Source organism: Nocardioides secundeburneus (genome assembly GCF_039939255.1).
Taxonomy (GTDB): Bacteria; Actinomycetota; Actinomycetes; order Propionibacteriales; family Nocardioidaceae; genus Nocardioides.
The window spans coordinates 85,376-104,660 of record NZ_JBDUUE010000007.1; the positions used below are offsets into that span (position 1 = coordinate 85,376).

Annotated in this window: 21 protein-coding genes and 1 tRNA gene; 17 read left to right on the top strand and 5 right to left on the bottom strand. The window is 72.2% G+C overall.

Annotation, left to right across the window (positions count from 1 at the left end; translation table 11 throughout):
• Positions 1-108 precede the first annotated feature (108 nt).
• Positions 109-966: a zinc metalloprotease gene (locus ABFT23_RS19180; RefSeq protein ID WP_347898112.1), complete on the bottom strand. Its 858-nt coding sequence runs from the start codon at positions 964-966 to the stop codon at positions 109-111.
• A 280-nt stretch (positions 967-1,246) separates the two neighbouring features.
• On the opposite strand from ABFT23_RS19180, the gene eno reads away from it, so the two are divergent.
• From eno to ABFT23_RS19225, 9 genes are all read left to right on the top strand, one after another.
• Positions 1,247-2,524 (top strand): phosphopyruvate hydratase, encoded by a 1,278-nt coding sequence (gene eno / locus ABFT23_RS19185; protein ID WP_347898114.1) that lies wholly within the window; start codon positions 1,247-1,249, stop codon positions 2,522-2,524.
• Between the two features lie 31 nt (positions 2,525-2,555).
• Positions 2,556-3,158, top strand: coding sequence for an FtsB family cell division protein (locus ABFT23_RS19190; RefSeq protein WP_347898116.1), 603 nt, complete (start codon positions 2,556-2,558; stop codon positions 3,156-3,158).
• Between the two features lie 30 nt (positions 3,159-3,188).
• Positions 3,189-3,695 carry a DUF501 domain-containing protein gene (locus tag ABFT23_RS19195; protein WP_347898118.1) on the top strand — a complete coding sequence of 169 codons (507 nt, stop codon included), beginning with the start codon at positions 3,189-3,191 and terminating at the stop codon, positions 3,693-3,695.
• The gene (locus ABFT23_RS19200; RefSeq protein ID WP_347898120.1) at positions 3,688-4,587 is read left to right on the top strand and encodes a Ppx/GppA phosphatase family protein; all 900 of its coding nucleotides are present in this window, start codon (positions 3,688-3,690) and stop codon (positions 4,585-4,587) included. Before ABFT23_RS19195 ends, ABFT23_RS19200 begins: the two co-directional genes overlap by 8 nt.
• Positions 4,572-5,282 carry a uracil-DNA glycosylase gene (locus ABFT23_RS19205; protein ID WP_347898122.1) on the top strand — a complete coding sequence of 237 codons (711 nt, stop codon included), beginning with the start codon at positions 4,572-4,574 and terminating at the stop codon, positions 5,280-5,282. Before ABFT23_RS19200 ends, ABFT23_RS19205 begins: the two co-directional genes overlap by 16 nt.
• Positions 5,279-5,800, top strand: a complete 522-nt coding sequence (locus ABFT23_RS19210) for a glycine cleavage system protein R (protein WP_347898124.1) — start codon at positions 5,279-5,281, stop codon at positions 5,798-5,800. The genes ABFT23_RS19205 and ABFT23_RS19210 overlap by 4 nt, the downstream gene beginning before the upstream one ends.
• Positions 5,797-6,360 carry a peptide deformylase gene (locus ABFT23_RS19215; RefSeq protein WP_347898126.1) on the top strand — a complete coding sequence of 188 codons (564 nt, stop codon included), beginning with the start codon at positions 5,797-5,799 and terminating at the stop codon, positions 6,358-6,360. The genes ABFT23_RS19210 and ABFT23_RS19215 overlap by 4 nt, the downstream gene beginning before the upstream one ends.
• Position 6,361: 1 nt before the next feature.
• Positions 6,362-6,435: transfer RNA gene (locus ABFT23_RS19220), tRNA-Leu, on the top strand.
• 173 nt (positions 6,436-6,608) lie between these two features.
• Positions 6,609-7,481 carry a hypothetical protein gene (locus ABFT23_RS19225; protein ID WP_347898128.1) on the top strand — a complete coding sequence of 291 codons (873 nt, stop codon included), beginning with the start codon at positions 6,609-6,611 and terminating at the stop codon, positions 7,479-7,481.
• Positions 7,482-7,550: 69 nt separating this feature from the next.
• On the opposite strand, the gene ABFT23_RS19230 is transcribed toward ABFT23_RS19225, so the two are convergent.
• Positions 7,551-9,017: a Vgb family protein gene (locus ABFT23_RS19230; protein ID WP_347898130.1), complete on the bottom strand. Its 1,467-nt coding sequence runs from the start codon at positions 9,015-9,017 to the stop codon at positions 7,551-7,553.
• Between the two features lie 82 nt (positions 9,018-9,099).
• Here ABFT23_RS19230 and ABFT23_RS19235 point away from each other — a divergent pair, with 82 nt between their 5' ends.
• Positions 9,100-9,777, top strand: coding sequence for a class I SAM-dependent methyltransferase (locus tag ABFT23_RS19235; protein ID WP_347898132.1), 678 nt, complete (start codon positions 9,100-9,102; stop codon positions 9,775-9,777).
• 136 nt (positions 9,778-9,913) lie between these two features.
• Complete coding sequence (locus tag ABFT23_RS19240; RefSeq protein ID WP_347898134.1) at positions 9,914-10,771, top strand: Bax inhibitor-1/YccA family protein; 858 nt, start codon at positions 9,914-9,916, stop codon at positions 10,769-10,771.
• Positions 10,772-10,857: 86 nt separating this feature from the next.
• On the opposite strand, the gene ABFT23_RS19245 is transcribed toward ABFT23_RS19240, so the two are convergent.
• On the bottom strand, positions 10,858-11,871 hold the full coding sequence (locus tag ABFT23_RS19245; protein ID WP_347898136.1) for an SGNH/GDSL hydrolase family protein: 1,014 nt from the start codon (positions 11,869-11,871) through the stop codon (positions 10,858-10,860).
• 45 nt (positions 11,872-11,916) lie between these two features.
• Here ABFT23_RS19245 and ABFT23_RS19250 point away from each other — a divergent pair, with 45 nt between their 5' ends.
• From ABFT23_RS19250 to ABFT23_RS19275, 6 genes are all read left to right on the top strand, one after another.
• Positions 11,917-13,320, top strand: a complete 1,404-nt coding sequence (locus ABFT23_RS19250) for a cystathionine beta-synthase (RefSeq protein ID WP_347898139.1) — start codon at positions 11,917-11,919, stop codon at positions 13,318-13,320.
• 120 nt (positions 13,321-13,440) lie between these two features.
• The gene (locus tag ABFT23_RS19255) at positions 13,441-14,082 is read left to right on the top strand and encodes an ABC transporter permease (RefSeq protein ID WP_347898142.1); all 642 of its coding nucleotides are present in this window, start codon (positions 13,441-13,443) and stop codon (positions 14,080-14,082) included.
• A 1-nt stretch (position 14,083) separates the two neighbouring features.
• Positions 14,084-15,265: an ABC transporter ATP-binding protein gene (locus ABFT23_RS19260; RefSeq protein ID WP_347898640.1), complete on the top strand. Its 1,182-nt coding sequence runs from the start codon at positions 14,084-14,086 to the stop codon at positions 15,263-15,265.
• Positions 15,258-16,076 (top strand): ABC transporter permease, encoded by an 819-nt coding sequence (locus tag ABFT23_RS19265; RefSeq protein ID WP_347898144.1) that lies wholly within the window; start codon positions 15,258-15,260, stop codon positions 16,074-16,076. Before ABFT23_RS19260 ends, ABFT23_RS19265 begins: the two co-directional genes overlap by 8 nt.
• A complete protein-coding gene (locus ABFT23_RS19270; protein WP_347898146.1) occupies positions 16,076-17,050 on the top strand; it encodes a glycine betaine ABC transporter substrate-binding protein in 975 nt (324 codons plus the stop codon). The genes ABFT23_RS19265 and ABFT23_RS19270 overlap by 1 nt, the downstream gene beginning before the upstream one ends.
• Positions 17,051-17,308: 258 nt before the next feature.
• Entirely contained in the window at positions 17,309-18,118 is an 810-nt protein-coding gene (locus tag ABFT23_RS19275; protein WP_347898148.1) for a hypothetical protein, read from the top strand.
• Here ABFT23_RS19275 and ABFT23_RS19280 read toward each other — a convergent pair.
• Complete coding sequence (locus ABFT23_RS19280) at positions 18,082-18,462, bottom strand: YchJ family protein (protein ID WP_347898149.1); 381 nt, start codon at positions 18,460-18,462, stop codon at positions 18,082-18,084. The genes ABFT23_RS19275 and ABFT23_RS19280 overlap by 37 nt on opposite strands.
• Entirely contained in the window at positions 18,459-19,283 is an 825-nt protein-coding gene (locus tag ABFT23_RS19285) for an adenylate/guanylate cyclase domain-containing protein (RefSeq protein ID WP_347898151.1), read from the bottom strand. The genes ABFT23_RS19280 and ABFT23_RS19285 overlap by 4 nt, the downstream gene beginning before the upstream one ends.
• Between the last annotated feature and the right edge of the window lie 2 nt (positions 19,284-19,285).

Sequence of the window (19,285 nt, forward strand, 5' to 3'; positions counted from 1 at the left end):
TCGACCGGGCGGTGGCCGGCGGATGAACGCGCCGGGTCCCGCGGAGGAACCACAGGGTCGGCCCCCGCCCGGGGCCGACCCTGTGGTGATCGGGGGTGGAGCCGCGGCTCAGCCGCCGTACAGGTCGGCCACGCCGCTGCGGTCGGTGGCCGACATGGTGAGGTCCTGCGAGGCGCCGTTGCACTGCGGGTAGTGCATGATCGACGCCGCGTCGTACGGCGTCAGCGGGCGCCAGTTGTTGTCCTCGAAGCAGGTGCCCGCCTCGGGTCGCGTGTGCTCGTGCCGGAAGCCGAGCACGTGGCCGAGCTCGTGGGCCATGATGTTGGCCGGGTCCCAGCCGGACGTCGTCAGCGAGTCGGCCACGAGCACGTTGCGCTCGTAGTCGGGGCTGCTCGGGAAGAACGCCCGGGCGATGTAGGAGCTGGTGTTGACCGGCTCGACCGGGAACAGCACGTCGTCGTTGCTGGTCACGCAGTCGGCGTCGGCGCTGGAGTCGTAGACGAAGTCGATGGCCGACGAGGCGGCCTCCCACTCGGCCGCGCCGTCGGCCATCGCGGCGACCACGGTGCTCTTCATCGAGCCGAAGTCGTCGCTCACGCAGTAGGTCAGGTTGCCGACCTCGCCGGCCGTCCAGACGTCGTCGGCGCCGCCGTCCTGGTTGACGATGAGGCCGTTGATCGGACCCTGCGCGTCCTCGCCGTGGGCGCTCTCGCCGTCGGCGGTGCTGACCATGCGGTTGTAGTAGGCGCGCAGCTCCTCGGCGTCGATCGGCTCGTCGCCGTTCACGATGTACTGGCCGTCGAAGTCGCGGTACGTGGCCTCGCGGAACTCCGCGTAGGTCGGTACGTCAGCCCCGGGCTTGACCGCGCCGGGGTCCGGAGCGCCCTGTGCAGCGGGCGAGGCGAGGAGCGCTGCACAGGCGGCTCCTCCGGCGATGGCGACGGTGATGGGTCGGGTGTGCTTCATGGTGCTTCTGGCTCCTTGGCTCGGCCGGACTCGAGCCTGTTCGGCTCCGGCCGTTCGGGGTTCCTTGGCGGTGGTGCGCCACCGGGAGGCAGGCCTGGTGGGCGACGCGACCGGGTGGTCTAGACAAGGTCTCCGGGACGCCGTGCGCACCGCTACCGGGGTAACCCTTGTGTTACCCGCGGGTCAGTTGCGGGCCGCGCCCGGGCGCGCGAGCGCTCGCGGGCGGAGCAGCGATAGCGTGGGTGCTCCTACCCCATATCGGCACCCAGGAGCATGTGACGTGGCATCGATCGAAGCCGTCGGAGCCCGCGAGATCCTCGACTCGCGCGGCAACCCCACCGTCGAGGTCGAGGTGGCCCTCGACGACGGGGCGTTCGCCCGGGCCGCGGTGCCCAGCGGCGCCTCCACGGGCGCGTTCGAGGCGGTCGAGCTGCGCGACGGCGGCGAGCGCTACCTCGGCAAGGGCGTGGCCAACGCCGTCGACGCCGTGATCTCGAAGATCGGTCCGGCCCTCGAGGGCATGACCGTCGACGACCAGCGCCTGATCGACCAGGCCATGCTCGACCTCGACGGCACCCCCAACAAGGCCGACCTCGGCGCCAACGCCATCCTCGGCGTCTCGCTCGCGGTCGCCCGCGCCGCCGCCGACTCCAGCGGCCTGCCGCTCTACCGCTACGTCGGTGGGCCCAACGCCCACGTGCTGCCGGTGCCGATGATGAACATCCTCAACGGTGGCTCGCACGCCGACTCCAACGTCGACGTCCAGGAGTTCATGATCGCGCCGATCGGTGCGCCGACGTTCCGCGAGGCGCTGCGCCAGGGCGCCGAGGTCTACCACACCCTCAAGACCGTGCTGAAGAAGAAGGGCCTCGCCACCGGGCTCGGCGACGAGGGCGGGTTCGCGCCCAGCCTCGACTCCAACCGCGCCGCCCTCGACCTCATCGCCGAGGCGATCGGCCAGGCCGGCTACGAGCTCGGCACGGACTTCGCGCTCGCGCTCGACGTCGCGGCCTCGGAGTTCCACGACAACGGCGCCTACGCCTTCGAGGGCGGCTCGAAGACGAGCGCCGAGATGACCGCCTACTACGCCGAGCTGTGCTCGGCCTACCCGATCGTCAGCATCGAGGACCCGCTCGACGAGGAGGACTGGGGCGGCTGGAAGACCATGACCGACCAGCTCGGCCAGCAGATCCAGATCGTCGGCGACGACCTGTTCGTCACCAACGTCGAGCGGCTGCAGCGCGGCATCGAGGGCGGCAACGCCAACGCCCTGCTGGTCAAGGTCAACCAGATCGGCTCGCTGACCGAGACCCTCGACTCCGTCGACCTCGCCCACCGCAACGGCTTCCGCTGCATGATGAGCCACCGCTCCGGCGAGACCGAGGACACCACGATCGCCGACCTCGCCGTCGCCACCAACTGCGGCCAGATCAAGACCGGTGCCCCGGCCCGCTCCGAGCGCGTCGCCAAGTACAACCAACTGCTGCGCATCGAGGAGGAGCTCGGCGACGCCGCGCGCTACGCCGGAGCTGCGGCCTTCCCGCGTTTCCTGCGCTGATCCGAGCCTCCCGCGAGGGAGGATGGTCCCCATGCCTACGCCGGGACCAGGACGTCGTCCGCCCGCCCGCGGTAAGGGAACCGCCGGGCGGGGCGGGCCTCGTCGCACGCCGGGCGCCGGCCGCCCGAGCCGCCGCACGTCGTCCACCGCGGCCACCTCGTCGGGCCCGGCCGCGGCGCGCGCCGGCGCGAGCCCGCGTCGTCCGCGGTTCACGAGCCGGGCGGCCGTGCTCGTCGTCATCCTCGCCGTGCTCGCGGTCTCCTACGCCTCGTCGCTGCGGGCCTACCTGCAGCAGCGCGACCACCTCGACGACCTCCAGTCGCGCATCGACGCCAGCCAGGCCGACATCGAGCGCATGGAAGGCGAGATCCAGCGGCAGCGCACGCCGGCCTACATCGAGCAGCAGGGCCGCGAGCAGGGCATGGTGTTCCCCGGCGAGAAGCCGTTCGTCGTGCTCGACGACGGCCGTCCGCTCGAGACCGACGCCGAGCTCAGCGACCCGGCCACGATCGACCCCGCCCAGCCCGAGGCCTGGTGGGACGACGCGTGGGCCACGATGGAGGTCGCCGGCCACCCCCAGCGCAAGGCCGGCCCCCGACCCGAGGACAAGCTCACCGACCTCGGCACCGACTGACCCGACTGACCCGGCTGCCACAATGGGTCGGTGATCGACCCCACCGACGAGGCCCGGATCCACGCGCAGCTCGGCCGTCCGCCGCGCGCCATCCACGGCGTCGGCCACCGGTGCCCGTGCGGCAACCCCGACGTCGTCACCACCGAGCCGCGGCTGCCCAACGGCGACCCGTTCCCCACGACCTTCTACCTCACCTGCCCGCGGGCGGCCTCGATGATCGGCACGCTCGAGGGCGGAGGCGTCATGAAGGAGATGCAGGCCCGCCTCGGCGACGACGCCGAGCTCGCCGCCGGCTACCGCGCCGCGCACGAGTCCTACCTGGAGTTCCGGGCCACGCTCGGCGACGTGCCCGAGATCGACGGCGTCTCCGCCGGCGGCATGCCCGACCGCGTCAAGTGCCTGCACGTGCTGGCCGGCCATGCCCTCGCGGCCGGGCCCGGGGTCAACCCGCTCGGCGACGAGGTGCTCGAGCGGCTGGGGGAGTGGTGGGCCTCCGGGCCGTGCGTCAGCCTCGACGACGACGCGGCCGATGGCTGAGACCGTCGCCGCGTTCGACTGCGGCACCAACACCGTCAAGCTGCTCGTCACCGGGCCCGACGGCGACCTCGTCCGCGAGATGCGCATGGTCCGGCTCGGCGAGGGCGTCGACCGCACCGGCCGGCTCTCCGACGAGGCGTTGGCCCGCACGTTCGCGGCGATCGACGAGTACGCCGTCCTGGTGCGCGAGCACGGCGCGACCCGGCTGCGGTTCTGCGCGACGTCGGCCAGCCGCGACGCCGTCAACGCCGACACCTTCCGCGCCGGGGTGCTCGAGCGGCTCGGTGTCGAGCCCGAGGTGGTCAGCGGCACCGAGGAGGCCGCGCTCGCCTTCGACGGCGCCGTCCGCCACCTGGCGTCGGCCCCGACGACCCCGGTGCTCGTCGTCGACGTCGGGGGTGGCTCGACCGAGCTGGTGCTGGGCGACGGCGCCCCGACCGCGGCCCACTCCATGGACATCGGCTCCGTGCGCCTCCACGAGCGGCACGTGCGGGCCGACCCGCCCGCACCGGACGAGGTCGCCGCGATCCTGGCCGACGTCGACACCGCCCTCGACGCGTGCCCCGTCGACCCGGCCCGGGCGGCCACGGTGGTCGGCGTGGCCGGCACGGTGACCACGATCGCGGCCGGCGTCCTCGGCCTCGACGACTACGACCGCGACGCCATCGACCAGGCCGTGCTCGCCGCCGACGACGTGCACGCCCTCGTCGAGCGCATCGTCGCGATGCCCCGGGCCGAGCGCCTGCGCCAGCCGTGGCTGCACCCCGGCCGGGCCGACGTCATCGACGCCGGCGCGCTGATCCTCGACCGCGTGCTGACCCGCAGCGGCGCCTCGTCGCTGGTGGTCTCGGAGTCCGACATCCTCGACGGCATCGCATGGTCGCTCCGCTAGGCGACCGGCTGGCCGCGCTCGACGAGCAGGTCACGCACTGCCGACGCTGCCCGCGCCTGGTGCGCTGGCGTGAGCAGGTCGCGCGCGACAAACGCGCTGCCTACGCCGACGAGGAGTACTGGGGCCGACCGGTGCCGAGCTTCGGCGTCGCAGAGCCGCAGGTGCTCGTCGTCGGGCTCGCGCCCGCGGCCCACGGCGCCAACCGCACCGGCCGGATGTTCACCGGCGACCGGTCGGGCGACTGGCTCTACGCCTCGATGCACCGCGTCGGGCTGGCGAACCAGCCGACCGCGACCCACCGCGGCGACGGGCTCGCGCTGCGGGCGACCCGGATCGTCGCCCCGGTGCACTGCGCCCCGCCCGACAACAAGCCGACCACCGAGGAGAAGCAGCGCTGCTCGCACTGGCTCGACCGCGAGCTCGCGCTCCTCGCTCCGTCGGTGCGGGTCGTGGTGGCCCTCGGCTCCATCGCCTGGGACGCCGCCCTGGGCGGCGTCCGGCGGGCCGGGTGGGAGGTGCCGCGGCCCAAGCCCCGCTTCGGCCACGGCGCCGAGGCGGTGCTGGCCGCGCCGCACGGCGACGTCGTCCTGCTCGGCAGCTACCACCCCAGCCAGCAGAACACCTTCACCGGCCGGCTCACCGAGCCGATGCTGGATGCGGTGCTCGGGCGCGCGGCTGGGATGATCGAGCCGTGACACTGCACGCCATCACCGTCCTCGGCCACGACCGGCCCGGCATCATCGCCGAGACGACCGACAAGCTCGCCGGGCTGGGCCTCAACCTCGAGGACTCCACCATGACGCTGCTGCGCGGCCACTTCGCGATGATGCTCGTCGGGGCGGGCGAGGCCACCGACGCCGAGATCACCGCCGCGCTGCAGCCGCTCACCGCCGACGGCACCCTGTCGGTCGCGGTGCGCGAGGTGCCGGTCGACGGCGACGGCCCGGCCGTCGCCGGAGTGCCGTGGGTGCTCACCGTGCACGGCGGCGACCGGCCCGGCATCGTCTCGGCCGTCGTGGCCGAGGTGGCGCGGGTCGGCGGCAACATCACCGACCTCACCACGCGTCTGGCCGGCGACCTCTACCTGCTCGTCGCCGAGATCGACCTGCCCGTCTCGGTCGACGAGGCCGCGCTCGAGGGCGCCATCAAGCAGGTCGCCACCACCCTCGGGGTCGGTGCGACACTGCGTCCGGTGGAAACCGACGAGCTGTGAGCACCCTGCTCGACAACCGCACCGCCGCCTGGACCGAGGCCGAGCTGGGCGTCCCCGGTCGCGTGCTCGACGTCGTCCGCGCTCCGGCGCCGGTGCTCTCGACGCCCGGCGGGGCCGTCGACCCCACGGCCGCGGACGTCGTCCAGCTGGCCGCCGACCTCGTCGCCACCATGCGCGTCAGCCCGGGCTGCGTGGGCCTCGCCGCGCCGCAGGTCGGCGTCGGCTCGACGGTCTTCGCCGTCGACGTCTCGGCCCATCCCAAGACCCGCGACCACCACGGCACGTTCGTGCTCTGCAACGCCGAAGTCGTGTCGTCGTCGCGCAACGAGAAGGCACGGGAGGGCTGCATGAGCGTGCCCGACCTCACCGGCGACGTGAAGCGCGCGTCGCGGCTGGTGGTCACCGGCCAGCTGCCCGGCACCGGCGAGCACGTCGAGCTGGTGACCAACGCCTTCGAGGCCCGCGCCCTGCAGCACGAGATGGACCACTGCGCGGGACTGTTGTTCCTCGACCGCGTCGCCGACGCCCACGCGGTCTACGCTCGCCAGACCTATCTGTGACGCCCCTGTATCCCAACCGGCAGAGGAAGCGGTCTTAAAAACCGCCCAGTGTGGGTTCGAACCCCACCGGGGGCACCCTGTCCGGGAAGACGCCCGAGCGACCCACCCCAGGAGGCGTCTGGCTCGTTCGGGCCATGCGGACCGGCCCGTTCGGGTCATCTTGCCCTGGTCGCCTGTTCATGACGGCCGTCACGCCTAGCGTCACGGCATCTCGTCATGGGGACGGGAATCTAGGTTGGGAGATCACCGTGAAGATCATCGAGAGCCGCCTCGCCGCGGCCATCGCCGGGGGCGCCGTGGTGGCCGTCCTCGGCGCGAGCGTGAGCTACGCCGCCGCGACCATCCGGTCCGCCGACATCGTGAACGAGACGATCCGCAGCGTCGACATCAAGAACGGCACCATCAAGAGCGACGACATCAAGGACGGCAGCCTCCAGGTCAACGACCTGACCAAGCAGGCACGCACCAAGCTGAAGGGACAGACCGGTGCACGAGGTCCGGCTGGACCCGCGGGCCCGGTCGGCCCCGCTGGACCGGCCGGCGACTCGGTCATCCAGCAGGTCACGGCGCTCGACGGCGCCTGGACCGCTCGTGCCGAGGACGCCGCCGGCGTGACCATGACGCCCGACGGCATCCGCTTCGGCCCCTTCGCCGACGGGGGCGGGTGCGACAACCCGGGCACCGACTTCGGACGCCTCGACTACGACGGCCTCAACGGTCGACCGCTCTCCAGCCTGAAGAGCCTCGTGTACCACGCGCGGTACACGGCCGACGACGACACCGGCGGTGTCGGCTCTCCCACCATGCGCGTCTTCTTCGACGACCCCACCTCCGCCGCCGAGTTCGACCGGCTGACGTTCTCGCCCAACACCCAGCCGGACGGCGACTTCGCCGAAGGCCCCATGCACGAGTGGATCGTCACCTCGGGCACGGTCCGGCTGAACGACGACGCCGGCAGCAACCCCGGCGCCGAGGCTCCGTGGTCGTCGTTCCTGGCCGAGCACGGCGACCAGCTGATCACCAACATCAACATCCTCAACGGGTGCCAGGACGGCGACAACCTGACCAGCCTGGTCCGCCGCATCGAGATCAACGGCACGACGTTCGCCTTCGGCGGCTGATGAATCAACGGCTGGCGGGCGGTCTGGCCACGGACCGCCCGCCGGGTCGTGCCTCCGGCGCTGCCGCGCCTACAGCCGGCGCTTCGGCGTCGTCACGCCGGCACACGTGGAGAGCGCCGAGCGGGTGGGTCGTACGGATGCGTAGTACCTGCCCTTCTTGAGCTTGCGTGCCGGTCGGGCGATCCTCCACGAGCCCCTGACGGCCCGAGCCGTGCCGACCTTCGCGGGCCGGCCGGGCTTGGTCCGGTAGAGGGTGACGACGCCGGAACGGCAGGCGGCGGCAGGGGAGCCGACCGTGCCCGTGAACACCCGCTTGGCGCCGGCCCTGCGCACCTTCAGCGTTGCCGCCCGGGGTGCACGGGGCGCGACGAGCGCCGTGCCGTCGCCCAGGGGCGTGTTGGTGTAGCGCAGCGCGGTGCGCGGCACCCGCACGATCACGTTCGAGGAGCGGTCGGTGAACCACACGGCCCCGTCGCGCGAGAAGGTGAGGGACGTCGGCCGGTAGCTGCCGATCTTCACCACCGAGCCGGTCCGCGACGGCGTCACCCAGCCGATGGCCTGGGTGCGCCCGACCGAGGTGAACCACATGGCGCCGTCGGGCCCGCGGCGCAGGCTGCGAGGCGCGACGGCGTCGCCGAGCTCGATCGTGCGGACGGCGCCGCTGGCGGCCGAGATCCAGCCGACGTTGCCGTCGCGCGGTGAGGTGAACATCGTCCCGCCGGTGTCGCGTGCGAACCAGACGTCGCCGCCGGCACCGGGTGCGATGGAGTACGGGTACGTCGCGTTCGACGGCAAGGGGTAGGTCACGCCGCCGTCGCCGAGCGGGTTGACCCGCACGAGCCGGTCGAGCTGACGGCACCACACCCGGCCGTCGGTGCCGGCGCCGAGAGCGTCGTCGCACTCGGGAGCGTTGGGGTGCCAGGAGGCCTGGTTGCCCTGGACCCGCACGATGCCGTCCTCGTCGTAGCTCATCGTCGCCCAGGCGACCCCGTCGGCCTGCACCCGGACCTCCTCGGCGTAGGGGTAGGTGAACTCCCACGTGAAGGCCGTCAGGGTGGCCACGTCGACGCGCGAGAGCTTCCAGCCGGAGTCCCAGGCCACCCACACGTCACCGTCGGGAGCGACGTCGAGGTCGTTGACCCGGGATCCCGAGGTCGTCTGCTCCGGCAGCGTCAGCTCGGTGATCGACCCGGACGGTGTGATGCGGCCGATCGTGTTGGTGTCCTCCTCGACGAACCACATGGTGCCGTCGGGGGCGGTGGTGATCCGTCTCAACCCGGCCGAGCTCGACGGCACGGGGAACACGCGGACGCCGCCGACCTGACGGGCGCTCGTCCTGCCGGGCGTCACGGTGCGGGTGGTCAGGCGGGACGTCGTCGCGGTGGCGACGACGTCGCCGTCGCCCGGGCGGACGCGGTCGTCGGCGGCGACCGCCGGTGCCGTCGAGGTGGCGACGGAGAGCGTCGCGCCGACGGTCGCGGCGACGAGGGCGGCGGCGAGATGGCGGCGCCGGGAGGACGGCATCGAGGTGGTCATGCTCACCTCGACGGTCGCGGAGCGCGTCGGGTTCCACCCATCATGTTGCCTTCAGGTCCACCTGAAGTGGCACGGTGGCACCATGAGCGACGACCAGCACCAGCACGAGCACGGGCGACAGGCCCACGGCGACGACCTCCGCGCGATGTTCACCCAGGAGTTCTGGGACGAGCGCTACGCGACCTCCGACCGCATCTGGTCGGGCAACCCGAACCGGTTCCTGGTCGAGGAGGTCGCCGGCCTCGAGCCCGGGACGGCCGTCGACGTCGGCTGCGGCGAGGGCGCGGACGCCGTCTGGCTGGCCGGTCGCGGCTGGCAGGTCACCGGGGTCGACGTGTCCGGCGTCGCGCTCGAGCGCGCGGCCGGCCACGCGGCCGGGGCCGGCGTCGCCGACCGCACGCAGTGGCTGCGGGCCGACGTCTTCGCCCGGGAGCCGATCCCGACCGGCGTCGACCTCGTCACCGCCGCCTACGTGCACGTGCCGCCCGACGACTTCGAGGCCGTCTACCGCCACCTCGCCGCCTCCGTCGCACCCGGCGGGCACCTCGTCGTCCTGGCCCACCACCCGGACGACGCGCACACCGGCCTGCGCAACAGCGAGCTGTCGCACCTGCTGTTCACCCCCGACGACGTCGTGCGCGTGCTCGACCCGGGGGAGTGGGAGGTCGTCTCGGCGCGGGTGCTCACTCGCGACCACGAGCACGAGGGGGTCAACCACGTCGTGAGCGACACCGTGGTGCGCGCGCGGCGCCGCGCCTGAAGACTCGCTGAGACGACTCCCTAGTGGGAACTATTCACCCGGGCGGTCGCGTTAATCACAGCGAGGAGCCGACTAGGATGGGCTTCTCACGGTGGGCCGTCAGGTAGACGGTCACCAGGCCTCCAAGGAGGAGACCATGCAGAGCAACAACCCGGTGTTCCGTCGCTCGGAAGAGTTCAACCGGGCTGGCGGCGCCTCGCAGACCCAGACCTACGCCGGCTACGGCCAGCCCGCCCAGTGGGGTACCGGCCAGCCCGGTGGCCCGCTCGGCTACGACGACCGGCGCCCGACCCAGGGCACCGGCCGCATGACGATCGACACCGTCGTGCAGAAGACGGCCGTCAGCGTCGGCATCGTGATCGTGGTCGCCATGGCGACCTGGATCCTCACCCCCGAGATCACCGTGGGTGCCGCCGGAGCCGACATGGGCCCGCTGTTCGCGGCCCTGGCCGTCGGCAGCCTCGGCGCCTTCGCCCTGTCGATGTTCATCTCGTTCAAGCGCGTCGTCAACCCGGCGCTGGTGATGGTCTTCGCCGCGCTCGAGGGCGTCGCGCTCGGCGCACTGAGCAAGCTGTTCAACAGCTTCTACGAGGGCAACATCGTCATGGGTGCCGTCATCGGCACCTTCGCCGCCTTCGGCGGCACGCTGGCCGCCTACAAGTTCTTCAACATCCAGGTCGGCCAGAAGTTCCGGATGTTCGTCATCGCCGCCGTCTTCGGCATGGTCGGGCTCAGCCTGATGGAGCTCGTCCTCGGCCTCTTCGGCGCCCAGATCGGCCTGTTCGGCGTCTCGGGCCTCGGCATGGTGACCGCAGTCGCCGGCCTCGTGCTCGGTGTGTTCATGCTCATCCTCGACTTCGACTTCGTCGAGCAGGGCATCCGCAACGGCCTCCCCGAGTCGGAGTCGTGGCGCGCCGCGTTCGCGATGACGGTCAGCCTGGTGTGGATCTACACCAACCTGCTCCGCATCCTGGCGTTCTTCAACCAGGACTGATCGACCCGTTCGACCTGTTCGTCCCGTTGGCCCCCGGTTCGCCGGGGGCCTTCGGCGTCCCCGGCCCCGATCGTGCGGGTCTCGGACTAGCCCGAGACCTCGGCGGGCTCCGGCCGCTCGCCCGCGGTCTGGGGACGGCGGCGGCGGTGGCGCAGCTCGACCCACAGCCCACGGACGCCGGTGCGGCTTCCGCCGACCTCGGTGCCGTCGAGCTCGGTGCCCGGCTCGTTGACGGCCTCGATGGCGGCGCGCGTGACGGGCATGACGCCCTCGCCGCGGTGGGTCTCGGGGCGGGCCTCGTCGTCGGGGGCGAGGCCGACGGCGGCGAGCACCGAGGGCAGCAGGATGCGCGCCAGGGCGCGGTAGCCGACGGCGGACGGGTGGAACTGGTCGGGGCCGAACAGGATGGCGGGCGCGGCGGCGAACTCGGGCCCGAGCACCGAGCCGAGGGAGACCGTGCGGCCGCCCTCCTTGATCACCGCGATGGTCTGCGCGGCCGCGAGCCGCCGCGACCAGGCGCGGGCGACCTGCTTGAGCGGTGGGGCGATGGGCTTGATGGTGCCGAGGTCGGGGCAGGTGCCGACGACGACCTCGACCCCCGCGGCGCGCAGCCGGCGGACCCCCTCGGACAGGTGCTGCACCGACTCGTTCGGGGCGACGACGTGGGTGACGTCGTTGCCGCCGATGAGGATGACGGCGACGTCGGGCTCGATGAGCAGGGCGCGGTCGATCTGGGTGCGCAGGTCAGCCGAGACGGCGCCGACCACGCAGAACGCGCGGAGGTAGACCCGGCGGTCGCCCTGCTCGGAGGCGCCGCTGGCCAGCAGCGAGCCGGGCGTCTCCTCCACCCGGTCGACGCCGTAGCCGGCCGCGCTGGAGTCGCCGAGGAGCGCGATCTTCACCGCGGGTCCGGGCCGTGAGCGGCCGTACCAGCCGGTCGCGTCGGGCACCGGGTCGGGCAGCGGGTCGCCGATCGTCTTGCGGGCGAGCTTGGCCTCGGCCGTCAGGACGCCGTAGATGCCGGCCCCGAGCAGCGACAGGCCACCGCCCCCGAAGGCAGCGGCGGCCGCGAGCTTGCGTGCTGCCGCGGCCTTCCCCATGCGCCGATCCTACGAAGTGGATCCGCGGGCTCTAGATTGCGGGGTATGGAGTACGTGAACTCTCTCTTGGACCTGATCGGCAACACCCCGCTGCTCCGGCTCTCGCGCACCCTCGACCTCGCCCGTGACCCGGGCCGGCCCGACGACGGTCCGCTCGTGCTCGCGAAGGTGGAGTACCTCAACCCCGGCGGCTCGGTGAAGGACCGCATCGCCACCCGCATGATCGAGGCCGCCGAGGCCTCCGGTGCGCTGCAGCCCGGCGGCACCATCGTCGAGCCGACGTCGGGCAACACCGGCGTGGGGCTGGCGATGGTGGCGCAGTCGAAGGGCTACAAGTGCATCTTCGTCTGCCCCGACAAGGTCAGCGAGGACAAGCGCAACGTGCTCAAGGCCTACGGCGCCGAGGTCGTCGTCTGCCCGACGGCGGTCGCGCCCGAGCACCCGGACTCCTACTACAACGTCTCCGACCGACTCGCCTCGCAGCCGGGGGCGTGGAAGCCCGACCAGTACTCCAACCCGCACAACCCGCGCTCGCACTACGAGGAGACCGGTCCCGAGATCTGGCGGCAGACGGAGGGCCGGATCACCCACTTCGTCACCGGCATGGGCACCGGCGGCACCATCAGCGGCATCGGTCGCTACCTCAAGGAGCAGAACCCCGACGTCAAGGTCATCGGCGCCGACCCCTCGGGCTCGGTCTACTCCGGCGGCACCGGTCGGCCCTACCTCGTCGAGGGCGTCGGCGAGGACTTCTGGCCCGACACCTACGACCGCTCGGTCGCCGACCGGGTGATCGAGGTGAGCGACGCCGACTCGTTCGCCTTCACCCGCCGCCTGGCCCGCGAGGAGGCGCTGCTGGTCGGCGGCTCGTCCGGCATGGCCGCCTTCGCGGCCCGTCAGCTGGCCCGCGAGATCGCCGGCACGCCCGAGGGCGAGGGTGCGGTCATCGTCGTCCTGCTGCCCGACTCGGGACGTGGCTACCTGACGAAGGTGTTCAACGACGACTGGCTCAGCCAGTACGGCTTCGCGACCGGTGCGCCGCCCGCGGCCCGCACGGTGGGCCAGGTGCTGCGCGGCAAGTCCGGCCGCCTGCCCGACCTCGTGCACACGCACCCGAGCGAGACCGTCGCCGAGGCGATCGCGATCCTGCAGGAGTACGGCGTCTCGCAGATGCCCGTCGTCAAGGCCGAGCCGCCCATCGTGGCCGCCGAGGTCGCCGGCTCGGTCTCCGACCGCAGCCTGCTCGACGCCCTGTTCGCCGGCACCGCCAAGCTCACCGACCCGGTCGAGGACCACATGTCGGCCGCGCTGCCCAGCATCGGCTCGACCGAGGACGCCTCGGCGGCGGTGTCGTTGCTGGAGTCCGGCGACGCCGTCCTGGTGCACGAGGACGGCAAGCCGGTCGGCGTGCTGACCCGACAGGACCTCCTCGCCTTCCTGTCCAGGTAGGCGGCCGGTGGTACTGCGCCCCCCCCGAAGGGTGAGCCTGGTCGACCGGGGCCGTGATGGGGTCGAGGACCTGGTCGTCGTGGGGCGGCTCCGTGGTGCCCGAGGAGGCCGGCCTATCCCGTGTGGGACTTCATCGACGAACGTCGAAGCGACATCCTGTTCAACACCTACCAGCACGCCAGCCTCGTGTTCCAGGCGGTGGTGCTGGCCACGGTCGTCGCGGTCCTCCTGGCGGTGCTGGTCGTGCGCGTGCCGGCCCTCGCCGGAGCGGCGAACATCATCAGCGCGATCGGCCTGACGCTCCCGGCGTTCGCGCTCATCGGGCTGCTGCTGCCGCTGACGTCGATCGGCGTCGTCACCGGGTTCGTCGCGGTGACCTTCTACGCCGTGCTGCCGATCCTGCGCAACGCCGTGGTCGGCCTCCAGGGCGTCGACGAGACCCTGCTCGAGTCGTCGCGGGGCATGGGCATGAGCGAGCTGGCCTCGCTGTGGCGGGTGCGCATCCCGCTCGCCTGGCCGGTGATCCTGGCCGGCATCCGCACGTCGACGCAGATGTCGATGGGCATCGCCGCCATCGCGGCCTACGTCAAGGGGCCCGGGCTCGGCGACTACATCTTCCAGGGCCTCGCCCGCATCGGCGGTGCCAACGCCGTCAACTACGCCGTGGTCGGGACGGTGGGCATCGTGCTCGTCGCACTGGTCGCCGACGGGCTCCTGCTGCTGCTGGGGCGCGTCTCGATCTCGAAGGGAATCCGTGTCTGACATGACCACCGACCTCAACAAGGCGACCGAGCCGGTCGCCGGCGAGTCCCCGGCCGAGATCAGCGGCGCCGAGATCGTCCTCGACGACGTCGTCAAGAAGTACCCCGGCCAGAAGGTGCCGGCGGTCAACTCGCTGTCGCTGACCATCCCGGCCGGCGAGATCGTCATGTTCATCGGGCCCTCGGGCTGCGGCAAGACCACCTCGCTGAAGATGATCAACCGGCTCATCGAGCCGACGTCCGGCACGATCAAGATCGACGGCCAGGACATCAAGGGCCAGAGCGAGAACGAGCTGCGCCGCAAGATCGGCTACGTCATCCAGGGCGGCAGCCTGTTCCCGCACATGACGGTCGCCAAGAACATCGCCATCGTGCCGAAGATGCTCGGCTGGGACGCCGACCGGATCGACCAGCGCATCGACGACCTGCTCGACCTGGTCAGCCTCGACCCGGGCAAGTACCGCGACCGCTACCCCCGTGAGCTCTCCGGCGGCCAGCAGCAGCGCGTCGGCGTCGCCCGCGGTCTGGCCGCCGACCCGCCGGTGATCCTCATGGACGAGCCGTTCGGCGCCGTCGACCCGATCACCCGGCAACGCCTGCAGGACGAGATGCTCAGCATCCAGCGTGAGCTGCGCAAGACGATCGTGTGCGTCACCCACGACATCGACGAGGCCATCAAGCTCGGCGACCGGATCCTGATCCTCAAGGAGGGCGCGCACGTCGCCCAATACGACACCCCGGAGGCGATCCTGGGCGCACCGGCCGACGAGTTCGTCGAGGACTTCGTCGGCGCGGGTTCCTCGCTCAAGCAGCTCAGCCTCGTCCGGGTGGCCGAGGTCGAGCTGCGCAAGCCGACGACGGCGAAGGTCGGCGACTCCGTCGCCGAGGTGAAGCAGCGCGCCGAGTCGAACGGCGACCGGTCGGTCATCGTGCTCGACGACCGCGGTCGGCCCGTCGGCTGGCCGTGGCTGCGTCAGCTCAAGGGCGACCGGGTCGTCGAGCCCACCGAGGACCTCGTCAACCTCGACCACCGCGCCACCCTCAACGACGCCCTCGACACGATGCTCAGCTCGAGCCACGGCGGCGCCGTCGTCACGGGCGATCGCGACCAGTACCTCGGTGTGGTGTTCTTCGAGGCCGTCACCGAGCACATCCGGTTGCTCGAGGAGCAGGCGCGTGGCTGACCTCGCGACCCAGGCCCGCGCCGAGGAGGAGTCCCTCCTCGAGCCCGAGGGCCCCCCGCCGACCGCCGGTGCGCGGAGCCGGATGGATCGCAGCACCCTCGTGATGCTGGTGCTGCCGCCGGTCCTGGTGGCAGTCGCGTTCCTCGGCTACGTGTGGTGGCGCCAGACCGCCGACCTCGACGGCGTCGAGCTCGAGCAGCTGAAGTGGGCCACGACCTGGTCGCAGATCTGGGCCCACGTGAAGCTCACGCTGGTCGCCTCGGCGCTCGTCGTCGCCATCGCCGTGCCACTCGGCATCCTGCTCACCCGCGGCCGGGCGCGCGCCCTGTCGCCGCTCGTCGTCGGCATCGCCAACATCGGCCAGGCCGCCCCGGCCATCGGGATGTTCGTGCTGCTCGCCATGTGGCGCGGCTTCGGCTTCTGGACGGCGATCTTCGCCCTCGTGCTCTATGGCGTGCTGCCGGTGCTGCGCAACACGATCACCGGCCTGCAGGGCGTCGACCCCACACTGGTCGAGGCCGGTCGTGGCCTGGGCATGTCCGGAGGCGCCGTCCTGCTGCGGGTCGAGCTGCCGCTGGCGCTGCCGGTCATCATGTCCGGCGTCCGCACCGCACTGGTGCTGGTCGTCGGCACGGCCACGATCGCGACCTTCATCAACGGCGGCGGCCTCGGCGCGATCATCGACTCCGGCATCACCCTGTACCGCTTCCGCGTGATGGTGGCCGGCGCCGTGCTCGTCGCCCTGCTCGCCCTCCTCATCGAGTGGCTCGGCCGCGTGCTCGAGCAGCTCACCCGACCGAAGGGACTCTGATGCGCACGCCACGCGCAGTGCTGGCCGCGGGCGCGACGCTCCTCCTGGCGGCCTCGATCACCGGGTGCGGCCTCCGCACGGCCGGCGGCAACGTGCCCGAGGCCGACCTCGCCGGCTCGCTCGCCGACATGGACCTCGAGGGCCTCGACGGTGCCGAGATCGCCGTCGGCTCGAAGAACTTCAACGAGAACGTGCTGCTCGGCAAGATGACGCTGATCCTCCTGCAGGCCGCCGGTGCCGAGGTCACCGACCTCACCAACATCCCGGGCAGCGCGGCGGCTCGCCAGGCGCACCTGCAGGGCGACATCGACGCCATGTGGGAGTACACCGGCACCGGGTGGCTGCAGTACCTCCAGCAGCCGAAGCCGATCCCCGGCAAGGAGGAGCAGTACGAGGCCGTCAAGGAGCTGGACCTGGAGGAGAACGACCTCGCCTGGCTGCCGCCCGCCCCGATGAACAACACCTACGCCTTCGCCATCACCCGGGCCTCGGTCGAGAAGTACGGCATCACGAAGCTCTCGGAGATCAACAAGGTGCCGGTCGGCGAGCGCACCTTCTGCATCGAGAGCGAGTTCCGCAACCGCGCCGACGGCATGCCCGGCATGGTGAAGACGTACGACCTCGACGTGCCCGGCGGCAACCTGCAGACCTACGCCACCGGCGCGATCTACGACGCCACCGCCAAGGGGGAGTGCGTCTTCGGCGAGGTCTTCACCACCGACGGTCGCATCAAGGCCCTCGACCTGACACCCCTCGAGGACGACAAGAAGTACTTCCCGAACTACAACGTCTCGCTGGTGCTGCGCGAGTCGGTGAAGGAGGAGTACCCGGAGATCGAGGAGCTGATGGCCCCGGTCACCGAGAAGCTCACCGACGACGTGCTGGTCGACCTCAACGCCCGCATCGACGTCGACGGCCAGGAGGCGGCCGAGGTGGCCGAGGACTGGCTCAGCGAGGAGGGCTTCATCCCCTGAGGGTCGCGAAAACGACAGGAGGACCCGTTCAAGGCGTATCCCCCCAGATCCGCCGAACAGGTCCTACCGATGTCGATCGGCTCCGCGCACCCGATCCGGTCTCCCGGCCGGGCCTTCGTTTGCCGACATCCAGAACACTACGCCCGGCCGATCCACACGACGTCCACGCAGGAGACACGGATCGGTGACACCTGGGCGTCGGAACGGTGACGAGGGCCGCCGTCCTGTCGCACCTCGATCCCGTACTACGGTCGGACGGTGACTGCGCCACCGGCCGAGGTGCTCGACCTGTTCGCGGTACCCGACGCCGCCGAGCCCCTCCCCGGGGGTGCCGGGTCGAGCTACCGGGCCGGCGACCTGGTGCTCTCGCCGGGGCGCCAGGCGCAGGTGGCCGAGTGGCTGAACCCGGTGCTCGCGCGGCTGTCGGTACGCCTCGACGAGGCCCCGCGGCGTCGTCGGCGCGACCTCCGGGTGGCGCTGCCGGTGCCGGCGCGCGACGGCTCCTGGGTCGTCGACGGGTGGGGCGCCACCCGCTACGAGGACGGCGCCACGACGTGCCGCGACCTCGACGTGACGCTGGCCGCGGCACGCGTCCTGCACGCCCGGCTGGCCTCCGCCGTGCCGGTCCGCCCCGCCGGGCTCGACCACCGCACCGACCGGTGGGCCCGGGCCGAGCGACTCGTGTTCGGCCCGGCCGCCGACCTGGCGGCCGCGGCCGCCGGCACCCCGGTGGCGGGCGTCGTCCGGCGGGCCGAGGCGCTGCTCGACGCGTGCGACCTCGGTGCCGACCAGCTGGTGCACGCCGATCTCGCCGGCAACGTGCTCCTCGACGGGTACGGCGCACCGGTGGTCATCGACGTCTCGCCGGCGTGGCGCCCGCCGCTGTGGGCCGAGGCGGTCGCCGTCCTCGACTCGGTGCTCCGGCTCGACGCGCCGCGCGACGAGCTCGTCCGGTGGTCGACCGGCGCCCGCCGCCAGGCCATGCTGCGCGCGGTCGTCTGGCGCGCGCTGGTCGACCAGGCCGAGGCGGTCTACGACGACGTGCTCGACGTCGTGGCCTCGACGTAGAACCATCGGCCGGCGCGTCTCGCGAACGTGCTGCGTTCGTGCAGTCGGCCGGGCTCGCCGAGTCGCTCGAACGACGCCGTGAACTCGACCTCGTCGCCGTCGGCGTCGTGGACGACGAGCCCGGTCCAGCGCACGTCCGAGTCGGGGGTCACCGAGAGCGGGCGGGTGCGCGGGTGCCAGGTGCGCCAGACGTAGTCGCCGTCACGGACGGCGTAGGCCGCGTAGCGCGAGCGCATCAGCTCCTCCGGCGTCGCGGCCTGCGCGGCACCGCGGTGCAGCCGGCCACAGCAGGCGTCGTAGGCCGATCCCGTGCCGCAGGGGCAGGGCGTGGTGAGTGCCGTCATCGGGTCACCACCCGCCAGACCCGGTGCTCGCCCGGCAGGCCCTTGAGCTCGACCTGCCCCATCTCGACCAGCCGGACGGCGGCGTCGTCGTCGAGCGCGTCGTGCACGGCGGCGGTGGCCAGCACCTCACCGCCGGTGGCGAGCGCGCCGACGCGGGCCGCCATGGCGACGTTGCGGCCGAAGTAGTCGCCGTCCTTGGTGATCGCCTCGCCGGTGTGGATGCCGATGCGCACCCGCAGGGGAGCGACGACCCGCAGCAGCGGGTCGAGGGTGCGCCGGAGGTCCTTCTGGATGCCGACCGACGCGCGGCACGCGGCCTCGGCGTCGCGGAAGGCGATCATGAACCCGTCGCCGATGCTCTTCACCACCTGGCCGCGGTAGCGCTCGACGCGACCACGCACGAGGGCCTCGTGCGCGGCGAGCACCCGCACCCAGGTGTCGTCGCCGAGACGCTCGTTGAGCGGGGTGGAGTCCTCGATGTCGGAGAAGACGAGCGTCACCCGCCCGTCGACGTCGGCCATGCTGACGATCTCCTGCCGCTCGGACGCCGCCCACGACTGCAGGTCGTCGATCGAGCTGGCGACCAAGCCGGTGAGCCCGGACTCGCGCACCTTCGACGCCGTCTGGACGACGCGGCGCACCGCGCGCTCGGCCGCGGTCGACGGCGGCCGCGGGCGGAGCGCGGCCGAGAGGTCGGCCTCGAGCTGGTCGATGCGGGCGGCCTGCTCCTCGATGCGCCGCTGCTGGCGGCGGGTCACGACGACGAGCACCCCGACGGCGACGAGGAGCACGACGGCGATCGTCAGCAGCGCCCAGACCACGG

Coding starts and splice junctions, on each gene's coding strand:
- ABFT23_RS19205 (WP_347898122.1), top strand. CDS start 4,572: ATGGTCGCTCCGCTAGGCGACCGGCTGGCCGCGCTCGACGAGCAGGTC.
- ABFT23_RS19250 (WP_347898139.1), top strand. CDS start 11,917: ATGGAGTACGTGAACTCTCTCTTGGACCTGATCGGCAACACCCCGCTG.
- ABFT23_RS19280 (WP_347898149.1), bottom strand. CDS start 18,462: ATGACGGCACTCACCACGCCCTGCCCCTGCGGCACGGGATCGGCCTAC.
- ABFT23_RS19200 (WP_347898120.1), top strand. CDS start 3,688: ATGGCTGAGACCGTCGCCGCGTTCGACTGCGGCACCAACACCGTCAAG.
- ABFT23_RS19240 (WP_347898134.1), top strand. CDS start 9,914: ATGCAGAGCAACAACCCGGTGTTCCGTCGCTCGGAAGAGTTCAACCGG.
- ABFT23_RS19235 (WP_347898132.1), top strand. CDS start 9,100: ATGAGCGACGACCAGCACCAGCACGAGCACGGGCGACAGGCCCACGGC.
- ABFT23_RS19180 (WP_347898112.1), bottom strand. CDS start 966: ATGAAGCACACCCGACCCATCACCGTCGCCATCGCCGGAGGAGCCGCC.
- ABFT23_RS19270 (WP_347898146.1), top strand. CDS start 16,076: ATGCGCACGCCACGCGCAGTGCTGGCCGCGGGCGCGACGCTCCTCCTG.
- ABFT23_RS19190 (WP_347898116.1), top strand. CDS start 2,556: ATGCCTACGCCGGGACCAGGACGTCGTCCGCCCGCCCGCGGTAAGGGA.
- ABFT23_RS19260 (WP_347898640.1), top strand. CDS start 14,084: ATGACCACCGACCTCAACAAGGCGACCGAGCCGGTCGCCGGCGAGTCC.
- ABFT23_RS19230 (WP_347898130.1), bottom strand. CDS start 9,017: ATGACCACCTCGATGCCGTCCTCCCGGCGCCGCCATCTCGCCGCCGCC.
- ABFT23_RS19245 (WP_347898136.1), bottom strand. CDS start 11,871: ATGGGGAAGGCCGCGGCAGCACGCAAGCTCGCGGCCGCCGCTGCCTTC.